Here is a 16,524-nt window from a genome sequence, read left to right on the forward strand (position 1 = left end):
TTTAATTTATATGGTTTGAAAGCTTCACTATATCTGATAAGACGCCTCTAGCTGTAACCTCTTTACCTGCTCCTGCACCTTGAATTACTATAGGCTGTGTACCATAGGATTTTGTAAAGATTTCAAAAATGGCATCAGAACCTTTTAATTGACCTAAAGCAGATTGTTTCTCTTCGGAAATGAGCTTGACTTCTAATCGTTTTTCAGCGACATTCAATTCACCTACGTATCTCAACACTTGGTTTTTGGACAAGGTGTCCTTACGTTCTAAAAAAGGTTGATCTAACTCTTTAATTCTAGTTTTAAATTGATGTAAGCTCGCCTTTCCATTAAGGTTTTTAGGGACTAAAGACTGAATCTTTACATTCTGAAACTCTACATTTAAATCTAATTCTCTAGCTAAAATTAAGAGTTTTCTGGCCACATCATTTCCCGAAAGATCTTCACGAACATCGGGTTCTGTTAATCCTAAATGTGAGGCTCTGGTTAACACCTTTGAGAATGTTTCATTTTCCGAAGAAAACGTATTAAAGACATAACTCAATGAACCCGAAAACACACCTCTTACTTTTTCAACCTCTTCGCCAGAATCATAAAGATTTCTAATCGTCTCTATGACTGGTAGTCCGGCACCAACATTAGTTTCATATAAAAATGACTTATTATGTTTCTTTAGTGCTAAGCGCAATCCATCATAAAATTCATAATGTAGCGTATTTGCTAACTTATTAGCCGATACAATATGACATCCATTTTCGATTAATGAGATATAATTCTTAACCAGATCTGCACTAGCTGTTGCATCAACAGCAATTACGTTTTCATACTGTTGTTCCTTCACGAATGCAATGATATCTGATACATCAAATGGGACAGAAAATTTTTCAAAATTGGTTTCCCAAGTATCTGTGTCTCTCTTATCATTAAAAAAAACAAGCTTAGAATTCGTCACTACTGGAATTTCAATATTTAGATTCAATTGTGATTTCAGGCGTTCTTTAGAAGCGTTGATTTGACTGATGAGTGTACTACCAACATTTCCAATCCCAAAAATCACAAGATGTATGGTTTTACGACTTGACATAATTCTGAGTTTTAGATGTATGTTTCGCCGTAAATGCCTGATTGAGGTCATTAATTAAATCTTGAGCATCTTCAATTCCACAAGACAATCGAATCAAAGAATCTTTTATTCCAGATTGTAATCGTTTTTCTCTAGGTATTGAGGCATGCGTCATTTGAGGTGGATGGCATAGCAAGCTTTTCACACCACCAAGACTTTCTGCTAGTTTAAAGTAACTGGTATTGGTAACAAAACGATTGGCTGCCTCTTGTGTATCCTCTTTTAATGTAAAAGATACAATTCCTCCAAATAATCCGTTTTGTTGACGCTTAGCGATATCATGATTTTTATGTGTGACCAATCCTGGGAAGAACACCTCATCTACGGCATGGTGATTTACCAAAAAAGCAGCTACAGCGAAGGCGTTTTCGCATTGTTTTTGATAACGTAATTCTAAGGTTTCAATACCTCGAATGGTTAAAAAGCAATCCCAAGGTCCTAAAATCCCACCAGAAGCATTTTGAATAAACTTTAATCGTTCAGATAGTGCCTCTGTTTTAGTAACTACCAGACCAGCTACCAAATCGGAATGACCACCAATATACTTTGTCCCACTGTGAATAATAAGATCTGCTCCAAGCGCAATAGGCTGCTGTGCAATAGGACTTGCAAATGTATTGTCTACAACTAATAAAGCACCTACACTTTTTGCAATAATACTTATCGTTTGAATGTCTGAGACTTTTAACGTTGGATTGGTCGGTGACTCTATCCAGACCAGTTTTGTTTTGCTGCTAATCACGTTAGCGACATTAGCTGCATCTGTAGTATCAACGTAATGTACCGTAACACCAAGTTTTTCATAAACATGCGTAAATAAGCGATAGGCTCCACCATAAATATCATCTACCGCAATAATCTCGTCACCTGCAGATAATAATTTTAAAACAGCATCAATAGCGGCTAAACCAGTGGCAAAAGCAAATGCCGAATTGCCGCCTTCAAGTTTGGCAACCACATCTTCTAAAACATGTCGTGTTGGATTGTTACTTCTTGCATAATCATAACCTTTATTTACACCAGGCGCATCCTGAATAAAAGTTGAGGTTTGGTACACAGGTACCGAAATTGCTCCAGTGAGTGGATCACTTGGAATGGAATGAATAATTTTTGTTGCACTCATTTTTCTAATTTTTTTTGAGTTAATAAATAAATTAATTCAAAAGTCAAATGCGCTTTAAAAAAGCGTACCTAATAGAAAAATGTTATAAGAAATAACGTAAGTACAGATGAGTAATTACGCTGAGTTATCTATCTAAATCGTGATAAATGAATCACGCTTCAAGTAGAATTTAGCACCTTCTTAATTGCTTAAGGGTTGCTAAGGCTTCTTCGGGTCTATTCCCTCCGCCTTTCTTGATAACATTTCAGTAAGTTATTGAACTTTGTGAATACAAATATTGCAATAGAAAAATTAAAAAACCAAATATTTCAGAAAAAAAATAAAATAAATATACTTTCCCCTTTATTTTTTTACTTTTGCCAAATAATAATTTAAGAGGAAAAATTTGTTCTGATTGCAACCTCATTAAAAAATGCTAAAGCAGTTAGTTTACAACTTCTCTAGCGACCAAGCAATCTCAATTCATTTTTCAGAAAACAATATAATTTAAAAGAGATTTATGGGATATTTATTTACTTCGGAAAGCGTCTCTGAAGGACATCCAGATAAAGTAGCAGATCAAATTAGTGATGCTTTAATAGATAATTTTTTAGCTTTTGACAAAGAATCAAAGGTAGCGTGCGAAACTTTAGTCACTACTGGGCAAGTTGTGCTTGCAGGTGAAGTGAAGTCGAATACTTACCTCGATGTACAAAAAATAGCTAGAGATACCATCAATAAAATTGGATACACTAAAAGTGAGTATATGTTTGATGGCAATTCTTGTGGTGTGTTTTCTGCAATCCATGAGCAATCTGAAGATATTAATCGTGGTGTAGATAGAGAAAGCAAAGAAGAACAAGGTGCGGGAGATCAAGGAATGATGTTTGGGTATGCTACGCGTGAGACCGAAAACTTCATGCCTTTAGCTCTAGATCTTTCACATAGAATTTTAAAAGAACTTGCCGATTTACGTCGTGAAAACAAAGACATTACTTATTTAAGACCAGATTCTAAAAGTCAGGTAACAATTGAATATAGTGATGATAATGTACCACAGCGAATTGATGCTATTGTCGTGTCTACACAACATGATGATTTTGGTAATGATGAAGAGATGCTGGCAAAGATTAGAAAAGATATTGTAGAAATATTGATTCCTCGAGTGGTGGCAAAACTACCAGAACCTATTCAAGTCCTGTTTAATGATGATATTACGTATCACATTAATCCAACTGGAAAATTTGTAATTGGTGGACCTCATGGTGACACAGGATTAACCGGACGTAAAATTATCGTTGACACTTATGGCGGAAAAGGCGCTCATGGTGGAGGTGCATTCTCTGGAAAAGATCCAAGTAAAGTAGATCGAAGTGCGGCTTATGCAACAAGACATATTGCAAAAAATATGGTAGCTGCTGGTATTTGTGATGAAATTTTAGTGCAGGTGAGTTATGCCATTGGTGTTGTAGAACCAACATCTATTTTTGTAGATACTTATGGGACTTGTCCATTTAATATCACAGATGGAGAGATCGCCGAAAAAATTGCTGAAGTTTTTGATATGCGCCCAGCTGCTATTGAAGAACGCTTAAAATTACGTCAACCTATGTATAGTGAAACCGCTGCATATGGTCACATGGGACGCGATGCTGAAATCGTAAGTAAAACATTTAATCAACCTAATGGAAATCCGGTGACGATGGATGTCGAGTTATTCACTTGGGAAAAATTAGATTACGTTGATAAAGTAAAAGCTGCTTTTGGATTATAACAAACCAAAACAACAATAAGCATAAATCCTCACAACCTTAGTTATGAGGATTTTTTGTTTTTATCATAGATTCATCTTTTTAAATAGCGTTATAAATACAATTGACTTCGCAAATTAATTGTAAGGCAGTACGCAACCTTTTCTAAAAGTTAACATCTTAGTAGAAACTATATCAATCTGCTATGAAAATTATTAAGACATGCTTTGCAATGCTATTCATTCTATTTTTTACTTCGTGTGAATTAGATGATGGCATAAACACTTCACAAAATCAAAACCCAAATTCGACCACATTTTCTGAGAATTTTGGTAATGAAATCTCAAGAGACTTTCTGGGTACCATTGTAGACCTCAATGGTAGTCCGATCGAAAATGCAATGGTTAGCATAGGTAGTTCTTCTACAACGACCGACAGTCAGGGTATTTTCATTATTAATGACGCTACAGTGAACCAACGTTTTGGCTATATTAAAGCTGAAAAAATGGGTTATATTCATGCGTCGAGAGCTGTAGTACCAACCGAAGGCACTAACAAAATACGCATTATGATGTTACCTGAAACTGTTGTTGGCACTACATCTAGTGGCACTCAAGAAACAATTAGTTTATCAAATGGTGCTTCAGTTGCTTTAGATGGTGATTATATAAAACCAGATGGTACTGTTTACGATGGAAATGTTAATATAATTATGCATCATCTCGATCCAGCAGATGACAATATGGAAGACCAGATGCCAGGCATGCTGTATGCTTCAAATGCACAAAATGAAGAGCGTATGCTACAGACATTTGGTATGTTAGCAATTGAGTTACGTGGTGAAAATGGTGAAGATTTAAATCTTGCAGAGAACTCTTCGGCGGAAATTAAAGTTCCACTAGATGAGAGCTTGGTAGCCAATGCTCCTAATACTATTCCATTATGGTATTTTGATGAAACCAATGGCTATTGGATTGAGGAAGGCGAAGCAACTTTGGTAGATAATCAATATGTTGGAACCGTAACTCATTTTTCATTTTGGAATTGTGATATTCCTGCCGAGGCCGTAAACTTGTGTATCACTGTTGTTGACGCTGATGGTAATGACTTAAATGGCGTCTCATTAGACATTACAAGTCTAGGGTTTGGTACAACAAACGGTATAACCAACCATAAGGGAGAAGTTTGCGGATTAGTCCCAGCTAATGAAATACTTGACGTCAATGCGAATCTAGGTGTCTGCACTCAAAGTATCAATAGCATTGGGCCATTTTTAGAAGATGCTTCCGTAACCATTGTCATAAATGAAAATCCAGACTTTGCCACAGAAACAGTTATTGGTAATTTTAATGGTTGTGACGAGCAGTCTATTGCAAACGGATATGTTTTAATAGGGACAGGAGGAAATTCATTTTACGAGACTATTATTGATGGCTATATAGAAACTACTGTAGTTAGGTGCACCAATGAAGAAAACTTTACCATCCAATTTTTTGATTCAGATAATGGACAAGAATCTGGTGTTACCATAATTCCTTATACATCACCAGTTACTGATATTGGAAATTTGAGTGTATGCGAATATATAGAATATACTATTGATGGCACAGAGCATTTTACATTTAATAATATCCAAATAGCAGAACTAGAATATAATTTAGACGATCAAAGTTTTCCGATTGAAACCTATTTAATTCAAATTGAAACTGCCTACGGAAATTTCCCTGAAGAGGATTGTTTCAGGTTAATTGGCATCTTAACACAAGATTTTAACACATTAGTAGGCTCTTATGATTATTGGTATTTTCAAGACCCTAATGACAACATGGGTATCACATTTAATGGCGATGACTGTGGTCATGCTATGACTCTCGATAACACAGCATTGTTCAATATAAATAGTATAGGAGAAGTTGGTGAATATATAGATATCACTTTCGAATTAGACTATTTCGATTTCAACGGTCAACCACACACTATGGAAGGTTCTATTCATGTGCTTAGAGATCCAAATTTATAAAATACTAGGAATTTTTAAGCATCAACTGTTATAATAACAATAACAAAACTTAACTCTATGAAATTATTACAAATGCCCCATAAATCTTTTTTTCTTATTGTCGTGTGTGTGTTTTTATGTTTGTCTTGTACAGATGACGACAACACAGGTTCAAATCCTCAAAATCAAGGTCCAGATCCAACCACATTCTCAGAAAATTTCGGTGATGAAATCTCAAGAGACTTTTTAGGAACTATAGTTGACATCAATGGCAACCCTATTGAAAGTGTTATGATTAGTATTGGTAGCTCAACAGCTATGACTGATAGTAATGGTGTTTTCATTATTAACAATGCTACAGTCAACCAGCGTTTTGGTTATATTAAAGCTGAAAAAGCTGGCTATATTCATGCGTCGAGAGCTGTGGTTCCTAGTCAAGGCACCAACAAAATACGTATCATGATGTTACCCGAAACAGTTGTTGGAACAACAACTAGTGGTACTCAAGAAACTATTAACTTACCTAATGGCGCTTCGGTGGCTTTAGAAGGTGATTATGTAAAGCCTGATGGTTCTGCTTATGATGGAAGTGTCAACGTCATTATGCATCTACTGGATCCAGTAGATGAAACTATGACTGATCAAATGCCTGGTATGCTATATGCTGCCAACGCTCAAAATGAAGAGCGAATGCTACAAACTTTTGGAATGTTAGCAGTGGAATTACGTGGTGAAAATGGTGAAGATCTTAATCTTACGGAAGGGTCTACAGCAGAAATAAAAGTACCACTGGATCCTAGCTTAATGACAAATGCACCTAGTTCTATTCCGCTTTGGTATTTTGATGAAGTCAATGGGTATTGGATTGAGGAAGGTCAAGCAACCTTAGTTGGAAATATGTACGTTGGAACCGTATCACATTTTTCTTTTTGGAATTGCGATATCCCAGCCGAATATGTTGATTTTTGTGTCACTGTTTTTGATAGTGAGTCAAACCCTATAGCAAATACTCAAGTGACTTTGACAAGTTCAAATTATGGAACAACTTCTGGTTATACCAATGAAAATGGTGAAACTTGCGGAGTAATACCAAGTGGTGAAACGTTAGAAGTTAAGGTTTACAGCTATGACATATGTGGTGAAAGCCCAATATATTCTGAGACTATTGGTCCTTTTGTAATAGACTCTGCTATAAGCATAACGATACCTGATGGTCCTGAAACTATTTCTGAAACAGTAACTGGTATGTTTAATGATTGTAATGGAAACCCAGTTACAGATGGCTACGTACAAATGAATTATGGTGGTCAAACTTTCACAGATGTTGTTGAAGACGGAAATTTTGAATTCAATCTTATTAGATGTGACACAAATGATACATTTAGTATTAAAGGAAGTGACTATGTAAATTTACAAGTTACCGATAGTATTAATTATACATTTACAACACCAATAACTGATATAGGAACCATATCGGCTTGTAATACAGTTACCGAATTTGTTCAATACACCATTGATGATAATGAAACTGAAGTTTTTATAGATGGCTTTGAAGTATTATTTGCCGAATACAATGCTAATTATGACGCACCTACACTTGCTATCTATGGAAGTGGTGAAAATTGTTTCTATTTACTAGGTGTACTTAATGGTGATCCTTATATCGGTACATATGATTATTATGACTGGAACGGTATAATTGGAGGAGATACAGGCTTCAATATTTCTGAATGTAATGACATATCATCCAATAATAATGCTATTATTTTCAATTTCACTACATTAGGTGATACGAACGAGTACATTGATATTAATTTTAGCGGTAGTTATGAAGATTCTTTAGGTGTCCCGCATACCATAAATGGTATTATTCATGTCTTAAGAGATAATTAAAAACGTCTATTTTACATATAAAAAAGCCATCTCTATTGAGATGGCTTTTTTATATTAGTCATTCATATAGGTCAATTATCCGCGGCTACGTCCCATACGATTATCTCTAAACTCTTTCATTTTAGCAACAATCGTTTCTTGGTATTCCATTTTCGTGGTTTCTTTGCCTTTATCTGGAGCTTCAATTTCTATTTTCTCTTCTGGATTAATCACTAATTTAGAACATAGCATTGTTGTGTCTCCTGCGCTCACTTCTAAAATTAATCCTGGAAGTCCCCAATATTCTGATGGACCATGACCTACTGGGATTTGAGGTGAGTACCATGCTTCGACTTCTGTCATTGGAATCTCATTTTCTTTATTTTCTTCATCTGTTCCATCTGCTGTTTCTGCATTTGCATTATTTCTTCTCAATTTATCCCATGAGAATGCATACCATGTTAGTTCGTCTGTGGGAATGGACGCTGTTGCTTTAAAGCACGTATAATTTCCTATTTGTTTTGTTTCAGTACCCATAACCCATTCTATCTTTTGTAATTTATCTTTAACCAAAAAGCGTTTCCCGTAAAATTCTTGGTCTTGAATCTGAGTATTGGTTTTTACATTTTTATACTGATCTCCTGCTGCAAAGTTTTTGCCCCAAGAATCTGTTGCACCAGACATAGCATCTAGCTTATCGCCTTCTTTAAATATAGACTCTTCTTTGTTAAACGTAAGCGTGTATGTTTTTTCAAGTCTGTTTTTTAGACGTGCCATGACTTGCTTTTTCTGAGCTTCACTTAGTCGCTTTCCCCAATTCCCTAAATCCATAGTTGATTTAGAAATGTATGTTGCTTGTCCTTGAAAATCTTGAGCATTAAGGTTTAATGTCATGAGTAAACCAAATACTAGAATACTTAGTTTTGTGGTTAGTGTTTTCATAATTATGTTTGATTAGTCTTGTGTGTCTAACAAATATAAAAAATAGTTAAACAAAACTAACGTCTTTATCATAACATTAACACTAAAGAGTTTTGTTAAATTAAAAAGCCCTCTATAAATAGAAGGCTTTAATATGCGTTAAGGATTGAGGCTTTGTTGAAGCTCCTCGATGAGAGCGACTGCCGAAAGCCTGACTTTTGCCCAAGCAAAAGTAACGCCCAATTTATAAAGTATAAATCACTCTAAAGGTTACAAATCTTGGCTGAATAAAGGTTTCTGAATTAAATACAGAAATATTCCCAGCACTATTATTTACTCTTGAGTCGATATCTAATAAGTTAGAAGCTTTTATTTCATATTCCCATTTAGCATCTCTATCTTTTCTATACGCTAAACTCGCATCCCAAGTTTGAAATGATTGCGAAGGTCTCACACCATCATCTTGATTGGTGTAGGTGAAATCTGTTCTAAAGGTTACAGAATTCCAGATGTAAGCATCAACTTCAATAGATGGCGAATTCGTTACAAATCGTGTAGATGTTGTTCCTTGATCGTTATCACTAACAGCGTATGTATATCTTAAACGCACATTGGGCGCTTCCCTAAAATTAGTACGTAACTCTGGTGAATATGATTGAGTAAAACTTTCACTTACCGTACGTATATCTTGAACAAATTGGTTACGCTTTGAGTATGAAAAACGTACACCTAATCGCGCTCTAATCTTTTTAAATGTACGCTCTACTCGACCAAATAGACTAGCAGATTCGTCGGCAAAACTAGAATTGAAAAATGAACTCGTTCTAATCACATTATCAAAATTAGTTGAACTTCTTATCTGATCAATATTCTTGCTGTAATTAGCAAATGCAAATACATTGGTATAGTTGAATAAGTTAAAACTAAAGTATCTTAAATTTAAATTATGAGATAAAGAGTTTTGCAATTCTGGATTACCATAATTAATACTATTGAAGCTATTTAAAACTAGACCTTCGGCCAAACTAGTTACATCTGTAAAAGAGTTACTCATATTATAACGGAAGGTTAAGGTTTCACTCTTTTTAAACTGTATGAGTGTTTCAAATTCTGGTAACACTCTAAAGAAATTATCTTTATACTCTGTACCAAACTGTGTATTTTTATTACCGTAGGCATGTAGTGAGAATCCTGGCGTAATGGTGAATTTTCCTGTTTTCACTCGGTATCTAAATCCTAAATACACATCACTAAAGTTGTATTCGGTATCATTTTCATTTCTCAATAAATTCCCGTCTTCATCTGTTAATGAAGCTACAGGGTCAAAGAATGAACCATCATCTAAAAACTGAAAAATATTAGAGTTGAACTTTTGGTTACTTAAAATGGTTCCTAAAGTCAAATTAATATTACTCTTGTTATTCAAAATATAATAGTAATCTACTTTAGCATCTAATTGATTGGATTTGATGCGCCTGTTTTGATTAAGGTTATATCCAAATTGATCTCGATCAAACCCTAAGCCTAGAGCGGTATTATCAAAAGCATCTTGATCTTGAGGAGGATCGTCATTATTTGTTGGATCATTAACTAATAGCGCATTATAAAACGGATCTTCATCACTTATTAAATGCTGTGCTTCTAAGGCGAAAATATTTTTCTCGTCTAGTGTATAGTAATAGTTAAGGTTTTGATTAATACTAAACGGTGTCACTTCTTCAAACTGATCTGTATTGCCAATCACTGAAGAAAATTGATTTTGACGTTCAGTATCTTTAGACAATCGTCCTAGAAGATCATAATCTAATTGATTATTAAAATTAGGCTTGTAAGATGCACTTAACTTAGCAAGTGCTTGATTAGAAGCCTCGCGTCCTGTTTCTATAGTTTCTTCATCAGGAATTCCTAAATCTGAATCAATATAGCGAACAAAGCTCTCTTCACGTGTTCTTAAACGGCTACTATTGTAGATTACAAATCCGCTAAGATCTAAGGCTTTATTTGGAGAGTAACTAAAGTTACCTGCACCGAGTTTAGTATCTATGGCTTGAGCATTACCTAAATTGGTCAAGCCTCCCAATCCATTATTTCCAAGATTAATATTTGTTCCGCTACTTTGACTCGGACGTCTAAAACCGCCACCAAAGTTTCGAATATCTCTATTCGTTAAAGCCACTTCTCCTATATTATTCATATCACCAATAACATTGATGCTGTACTTTGGACTGTAATAAAAGAGTTTTGGTTGTACAAGAAATAAGTCTTTATCAGGAGCCTTACCTGCGCCTGCCGTAACATCTCCAAACCAGAAGTTTTCCTTTCCTTCTTTTAGTTTGATATTAATGGCAACATTATCTTGATTGTTCTGTACACCTCTTAACTGACCAACTTCGGAATAGTTACGTAATACTTGAATTTTATCCACGGCATTTGACGGAATGTTTTTTGTTGCCAATTTAGAATCGCCATCAAAAAAATCTTTTCCGTTCACCATTAATTTATTGACCACTTTACCTTCAACTTCAATTTGACCATCATCATTAATCTCTACACCAGGTAATTTTTTGAGAACATCTTCAAGTTTACGCTCAGAGCCATCTTTAAAGGAGTCGGCATTATAAACCAACGTATCACCTTTAATAGTTACAGGCATTTCGTATGTTAACTCTACAGCATCAAGTGCATTGTCATTTTGAAGTGTATAATTTTTTGTGATGTTAGTTTCTTTGGTAGTAATCTCTTCAGATAAGGTTTTCATACCAATGTAACTCACTTGAACAGTATACGTGGTGTTTTTGTCAAGATCTAGCTTAAAACGTCCTTTATCATTTGTAATTGCATATGATGCCATGGCTTTTGTTTCCTTATTAATGGCAATAACATTGGCAAGTTCTAAAGGTGCTCCGATACTGTCTTTGACAACACCTTGTACTGTAATTTGAGCACTAGTAATGCTCGTCACGAGCAGTAACGCAAGTATGAATATATTTCTCATTTGATTGGATTTTGTTTCTATATGTTTTCCAAAATGGAGAACTGAAACCTTATTTTTTGATTACTTATTAATTTCTACGACCTCTATTTCTACCACCATACATCTGGCGCATTTCTTCAATCTTGTCTTTCATTATTTTATTGTATTCTTCACGAGTCACAACATCTCCTTTTTCAGGTTTTTCGATGAGTTCTTTTTCTTTAGGATTCATAACTATTTTAGTACATAGCATAACTGTTCTATCTGCATTAACCTCAAGTATCAAACCTGGCAATCCATGATATTCTCCTGGACCTGAACTTACAGGAATTTGAGGCGTGTACCAAGCCGTAACAACTACAAATTTTGGCACTTCGAGTTCATCAAAAGGATCATCAGAATCTGTTTTAGTTGTATCAGCAGTTTCTTTACCTTCTTTCTTCTCATTATCTTTCTTCTGATCTCCTCCTCTATTTCGTCGACGCATACTCATAAAATCCATCTCATCAACAGGCTTTGTTGTTGTGGCTTTAAAGCATGTATACTGACCTATTTGCTTTGTTTCATTTTCAAGTTTCCATTCTAATTTTGGTAGCGAATCTCTTACTAAAAATGATTTACCAAAGAATTCCTGTTCTTGAAGAATGACATCTTCTTTTATGTTTTTGTACTGAGGACCTCCAGTAAAACTACTCATCATACCTCTCCATCGACCTCCTCCTGATCCTGGAGCATCAAGTTTTTCTTCTTCCTTATAAGTTGATTCGCTTCGATTGAAATTAAGCACATATGTTTTTTCCAACATACTTTTCATTCGCTCTGCAACCATCTTTTTTTGCTGTTCACTCATTTGACCGCCACCCCAATTACTCATGTCAACTGTGGTTTTGGTTTGATAGATAGCTTGACCTTGGAAGTCTTGCGCGTTTACATTTAGTGCTGGTATTAGTAGTAATAGTACAATACTGAGCTTTGAAATTAGTCTTTTCATAATAGAGTTATAATTACTCTTGTTTAACAAAACTAAACAAGAATTAAACAAAACGTTGCTATTTATAATAACATTAACGTTCAAAAATACTTTAATTAAAGTATTAAGACTCTAAAAAACACTAAATGTTAAATCGTAAAAGGTTAAACTTTTCTTAAAGTTATTTTATTAGCCTCCTATTCTAATTTCAATATTTTCACCATCTCGACCTCTTCTATTTGATCTAAAACGTTCTTCCATTTCTTTCATCTTCTTTTCCATGATCTTATCATAAGCTTCTTGCGTCATTTCATCACCTTTTTTTGGTTCAACAATTTCAGATGCATTTTTAGGGTTGAGAACAATCTTACTACAGATGACTGTTTCAGTACCATCATTGACTTCAAGGATTAAACCAGGCAATCCGTGATAATTTCCTGGACCTGCACTTACAGGGATTTGTGGTGTATACCAAGCCGTTATAGTAATTTCTTTCATTTTAGGAGGTGCATTTTCATCTCTACTTAAATCTTTATCACCATTAAAACTAATCCCGCTTTCAACATCTTCAACCTCTCTGGTCATAGTTGCTTTAAAACACGTATAGTCTCCAATATTTTTAGTTTCAGACCCTAATGTCCATTTAATGTCTTCTAACTTATCCTTTATCAAAAACAATTTGCTAAACGATTCATTTTGATTAGTGAAACGCTTTTCTTTGATATTCTTATAAAGTATATCTGCACCTCCTGTTTCTACCATAACAATCTGCATTCCTTGAGGCTGTGGTGCGCCTAAAGATTCTTCTTCTTTATATAATGATTCCTCTTTATTAAAAGACAAAATATAAGTTCTTTCAAACTGCTTTTTAAGCATTTCCATCATTTGGTCTGCCATACCAGAAGACACTTGCGTACTATCTAATTTGATATCAATTTTACGTTTAGACTTATAAGTAGCCTGACCTTGAAATTCTTGAGCCTTTGCTTTTGCCGAGAACAAAAGTGCTGTTACGATTATGAGTTTAATAATTACTTTCATGGTTTTGTTTTATTTGTTGTTATAATATTCAATTGCAGCTTTTCTCATTTTTTTTACGCGTTTTAAAAAACCGTCAATGTCTTTTCTACTGCCATTAATTGTATAAGACATTTTACTTTTTTGACCATTTGACATTTGTTTCCCGTTACAGGTAATTTCAAATGTGATACCCTCATCACTGTCTATATCTTCGAGAAGCTCTTTAATATCTTTCATAGTAAATGTAGACTCAATCTCTTTAGCCGAGTCTACATTAACCGAAATACTTAAGTCGGTAACCGTATCATTCGTAGTTACTTTTCCGTTTAATATAGGTGTTTGGCTATAGCTAATTGTTGTAATAAAAAGCGTTAAAATGGTAAATAGGTGTTTCATGTTTTTTGATTTAATGATTAATACTTCACAAATGTAACAGACGCGCTAATGCTTTTTAGTTAACCAGTGTTAACGTGTGTTAACCGATTAGTATTTAACCCTTTTAACATTTACTTTTGACATATGAATGATTCAAAATACAGGTACATTCTTTATATTATTGTCATTGTTATTATAGCTACCATAGGCATTCAAACCTATTGGAATTACAAAAACTACTTGACAAATAAACAACAGCTTATCAATGATGTACAAGCTAGTCTTGATGATGCGGTAGATAATTATTACACTGCATTAGCAACACGAACTACATTAGGTGTTTCTTTAGAAGGGGAGCATCAAAAAAATGCATTTAGAGAAAATGGTGAGCTTGAAAAATTCTTGCAACAAATTGATGGTGCCCACAAAGAATTTAGAAATCTTGATTCAATCGATTTTCAATCTACCGAAGGGTTTACAGTAGTTAGAGGGTTTAAAGCAGACTCTATGATGGCAGCAGATAAGAAAGATAATCAACCGTTGTCAAATGAAGAGTTTAAAAAGCGCATAGACAGCTTTAGATTAGAAAATGATAGTATAAGCTTTAATCTTTCTAGTCTTGAAATGCTAACGACAAAAGTTGTAATCTCTATTAATAATGATACATTAGATGTAGAAGAAGTTGATAGCTTACTTAAAATTGATCTAGCGCGAAAGAATATAGATATCAACTATAAACTCAACTATCTTGAAAAGTCTAAAGAGTTAGACAGTTGCTGGATCGAACGACCTAAAATTTATCAAGATGCCTCTAATGACAAATTATTTTTAAGCTCGATATCAAAATCATCTTTTATACCCCTTGACAGTGTTTTATCGATTCAATACGAAAATACCACTTGGGCAGTTTTAAAACGGATTATTTGGAGTATCATTATCTCGTCCCTATTAGTATTTGCCGTTGTAGGTTGCCTATTTTATCTATTAAAGATTATAAAACACCAAAAACAGTTAGCTGAAGTTAAAAATGATCTCATAAGTAATATCACACATGAATTCAAAACACCTATTGCTACCATTGGAGTTGCATTAGAGAGCATTCAAAACTTTAACGTGATAGATGACAAAAATAAAACCAAGACTTATTTAGATATGTCTAATACACAATTATCTAAATTAAACACTATGGTTGAAAAGTTATTAGAAACCGCCACTCTAGACAGTGAGAATTTAGAACTCAACAGAGACAATTATAACATTTCTGAGGTCTTGTCGACTATCGTAGAAAAACACAAACTTCAAAATTCAAACACATCGATAACATATAATATTATCGATAACATTTTTGCCAATGTGGACATCTTTCATTTTGAAAATGCCATAAATAATATCATTGACAACGCTTTTAAATATGGTGGCAATACCATTTTTGTTGATTTAAAACACACCTCATCTCAAATTGAGATCTCCATATCTGACAATGGTAATACGTTGACAAAAGCAAATAAAGATCGAATTTTTGAAAAATTCTATCGTATCCCAAGAGGAAACACACATGATGTTAAAGGCTTTGGCATTGGTTTGTATTATTCAAAAAAGATCATTGAGAAACATGGTGGCTCCTTAGATCTTGAACTTAACAATCAACTTACCACTTTTAAAATTTTGTTGCCCTATGCATAGAACAACTATTTTATTAGCTGAAGACGAACCAGCTTTAGGACAGATTATCAAAGAAAGTTTGGAGACCAGAGACTTCCAAGTGCTGCTATGTAATGACGGAGAAAAAGCCTTAAAAACCTATCAAAATGACATTCCCGAACTGTTAGTTCTTGATGTTATGATGCCTAAAAAAGATGGATTTACTCTTGCTAAGGAAATTAGAGCCATTGATGATAGTATTCCCATCATATTTTTAACAGCCAAATCACAAACCCAAGATGTTGTTGAGGGTTTTACCATTGGAGGAAATGATTATCTTAAAAAGCCTTTTAGTATGGAGGAGCTTATTGTAAGAATCAATAACTTACTTCAAAGAACTAAAGTTCAAAAAGCCTCTGAAGTTTTAAAAATAGGGAATTACACTTTTGATTTTCCAAAGCAACAATTACATTATAACGATATTTCAGAACAGCTGACTCATCGCGAATCTCATCTTCTATTTCACTTGATAAAAAATAAAAATGAGGTTCTAGACCGCTCAATCATACTCAATAAATTATGGGGAAATGACGACTTTTTTTCTGCCAGAAGCATGGATGTGTTTATCACAAAACTTCGTAAAAAGCTGCAAAAAGATGAGCAAATTCAAATCATTAATGTACGTGGATTTGGATATAAGCTCGTTTGCTAGAAAATAGATATCTTAATTCATCGTTTAAAAATTGAATCCTGTAAATAATGGTTCAATTTTTGTA

12 protein-coding genes and 1 riboswitch are annotated in these 16,524 nt (G+C 34.2%); of the genes, 5 read left to right on the forward strand and 7 right to left on the reverse strand.

All coding sequences use genetic code 11. The annotated features are described in order from the left end of the window. Position 1 precedes the first annotated feature (1 nt). Positions 2–1,084 carry a homoserine dehydrogenase family protein gene (locus KWG70_RS16040; protein ID WP_230937055.1) on the reverse strand — a complete coding sequence of 361 codons (1,083 nt, stop codon included), beginning with the start codon at positions 1,082–1,084 and terminating at the stop codon, positions 2–4. Further along, a complete protein-coding gene (locus KWG70_RS16045; protein ID WP_230937056.1) occupies positions 1,071–2,246 on the reverse strand; it encodes a trans-sulfuration enzyme family protein in 1,176 nt (391 codons plus the stop codon). The genes KWG70_RS16040 and KWG70_RS16045 overlap by 14 nt, the downstream gene beginning before the upstream one ends. Before the next feature lie 121 nt (positions 2,247–2,367). After that, positions 2,368–2,489: riboswitch (SAM riboswitch) on the reverse strand. A 256-nt stretch (positions 2,490–2,745) separates the two neighbouring features. Between KWG70_RS16045 and metK the strand changes: the two genes are divergently transcribed. The 3 genes from metK (at position 2,746) to KWG70_RS16060 (ending at position 7,868) form a co-directional block, all read left to right on the forward strand. After that, entirely contained in the window at positions 2,746–3,999 is a 1,254-nt protein-coding gene (metK, locus tag KWG70_RS16050) for a methionine adenosyltransferase (protein WP_230937057.1), read from the forward strand. A 182-nt stretch (positions 4,000–4,181) separates the two neighbouring features. Further along, positions 4,182–5,996, forward strand: a complete 1,815-nt coding sequence (locus KWG70_RS16055; RefSeq protein ID WP_230937058.1) for a carboxypeptidase-like regulatory domain-containing protein — start codon at positions 4,182–4,184, stop codon at positions 5,994–5,996. A 57-nt stretch (positions 5,997–6,053) separates the two neighbouring features. Then, the gene (locus tag KWG70_RS16060; protein ID WP_230937059.1) at positions 6,054–7,868 is read left to right on the forward strand and encodes an Ig-like domain-containing protein; all 1,815 of its coding nucleotides are present in this window, start codon (positions 6,054–6,056) and stop codon (positions 7,866–7,868) included. Positions 7,869–7,943: 75 nt separating this feature from the next. On the opposite strand, the gene KWG70_RS16065 is transcribed toward KWG70_RS16060, so the two are convergent. The 5 genes from KWG70_RS16065 to KWG70_RS16085 all read right to left on the reverse strand — a co-directional run bounded on the left by KWG70_RS16065 (position 7,944) and on the right by KWG70_RS16085 (position 14,128). Further along, positions 7,944–8,789: a GLPGLI family protein gene (locus tag KWG70_RS16065; protein WP_230937060.1), complete on the reverse strand. Its 846-nt coding sequence runs from the start codon at positions 8,787–8,789 to the stop codon at positions 7,944–7,946. A gap of 223 nt (positions 8,790–9,012) precedes the next feature. Next, positions 9,013–11,763: a carboxypeptidase regulatory-like domain-containing protein gene (locus tag KWG70_RS16070; protein ID WP_230937061.1), complete on the reverse strand. Its 2,751-nt coding sequence runs from the start codon at positions 11,761–11,763 to the stop codon at positions 9,013–9,015. Positions 11,764–11,830: 67 nt separating this feature from the next. Next, complete coding sequence (locus KWG70_RS16075) at positions 11,831–12,733, reverse strand: GLPGLI family protein (protein WP_230937062.1); 903 nt, start codon at positions 12,731–12,733, stop codon at positions 11,831–11,833. Between the two features lie 168 nt (positions 12,734–12,901). Continuing rightward, a complete protein-coding gene (locus KWG70_RS16080) occupies positions 12,902–13,753 on the reverse strand; it encodes a GLPGLI family protein (RefSeq protein WP_230937063.1) in 852 nt (283 codons plus the stop codon). Positions 13,754–13,762: 9 nt separating this feature from the next. Then, positions 13,763–14,128 (reverse strand): hypothetical protein, encoded by a 366-nt coding sequence (locus tag KWG70_RS16085; protein ID WP_230937064.1) that lies wholly within the window; start codon positions 14,126–14,128, stop codon positions 13,763–13,765. Positions 14,129–14,251: 123 nt separating this feature from the next. Here KWG70_RS16085 and KWG70_RS16090 point away from each other — a divergent pair, with 123 nt between their 5' ends. Together KWG70_RS16090 and KWG70_RS16095 are read left to right on the forward strand one after the other, a co-directional pair. Further along, positions 14,252–15,790: a sensor histidine kinase gene (locus tag KWG70_RS16090; protein ID WP_230937065.1), complete on the forward strand. Its 1,539-nt coding sequence runs from the start codon at positions 14,252–14,254 to the stop codon at positions 15,788–15,790. After that, positions 15,783–16,460 (forward strand): response regulator transcription factor, encoded by a 678-nt coding sequence (locus KWG70_RS16095; protein WP_230937066.1) that lies wholly within the window; start codon positions 15,783–15,785, stop codon positions 16,458–16,460. Before KWG70_RS16090 ends, KWG70_RS16095 begins: the two co-directional genes overlap by 8 nt. Positions 16,461–16,524: the final 64 nt, after the last annotated feature.

It is taken from the genome of Psychroserpens luteolus (assembly GCF_021032705.1).
In the GTDB taxonomy this organism is placed as follows: Bacteria; Bacteroidota; Bacteroidia; order Flavobacteriales; family Flavobacteriaceae; genus Psychroserpens; species Psychroserpens luteolus.

What these genes read in the sequence shown, in the direction of transcription:
- KWG70_RS16040 (WP_230937055.1), bottom strand. Translation starts at nt 1,084, where the DNA reads ATGTCAAGTCGTAAAACCATACATCTTGTGATTTTTGGGATTGGAAAT.
- KWG70_RS16045 (WP_230937056.1), bottom strand. Translation starts at nt 2,246, where the DNA reads ATGAGTGCAACAAAAATTATTCATTCCATTCCAAGTGATCCACTCACT.
- metK (WP_230937057.1), top strand. Translation starts at nt 2,746, where the DNA reads ATGGGATATTTATTTACTTCGGAAAGCGTCTCTGAAGGACATCCAGAT.
- KWG70_RS16055 (WP_230937058.1), top strand. Translation starts at nt 4,182, where the DNA reads ATGAAAATTATTAAGACATGCTTTGCAATGCTATTCATTCTATTTTTT.
- KWG70_RS16060 (WP_230937059.1), top strand. Translation starts at nt 6,054, where the DNA reads ATGAAATTATTACAAATGCCCCATAAATCTTTTTTTCTTATTGTCGTG.
- KWG70_RS16065 (WP_230937060.1), bottom strand. Translation starts at nt 8,789, where the DNA reads ATGAAAACACTAACCACAAAACTAAGTATTCTAGTATTTGGTTTACTC.
- KWG70_RS16070 (WP_230937061.1), bottom strand. Translation starts at nt 11,763, where the DNA reads ATGAGAAATATATTCATACTTGCGTTACTGCTCGTGACGAGCATTACT.
- KWG70_RS16075 (WP_230937062.1), bottom strand. Translation starts at nt 12,733, where the DNA reads ATGAAAAGACTAATTTCAAAGCTCAGTATTGTACTATTACTACTAATA.
- KWG70_RS16080 (WP_230937063.1), bottom strand. Translation starts at nt 13,753, where the DNA reads ATGAAAGTAATTATTAAACTCATAATCGTAACAGCACTTTTGTTCTCG.
- KWG70_RS16085 (WP_230937064.1), bottom strand. Translation starts at nt 14,128, where the DNA reads ATGAAACACCTATTTACCATTTTAACGCTTTTTATTACAACAATTAGC.
- KWG70_RS16090 (WP_230937065.1), top strand. Translation starts at nt 14,252, where the DNA reads ATGAATGATTCAAAATACAGGTACATTCTTTATATTATTGTCATTGTT.
- KWG70_RS16095 (WP_230937066.1), top strand. Translation starts at nt 15,783, where the DNA reads ATGCATAGAACAACTATTTTATTAGCTGAAGACGAACCAGCTTTAGGA.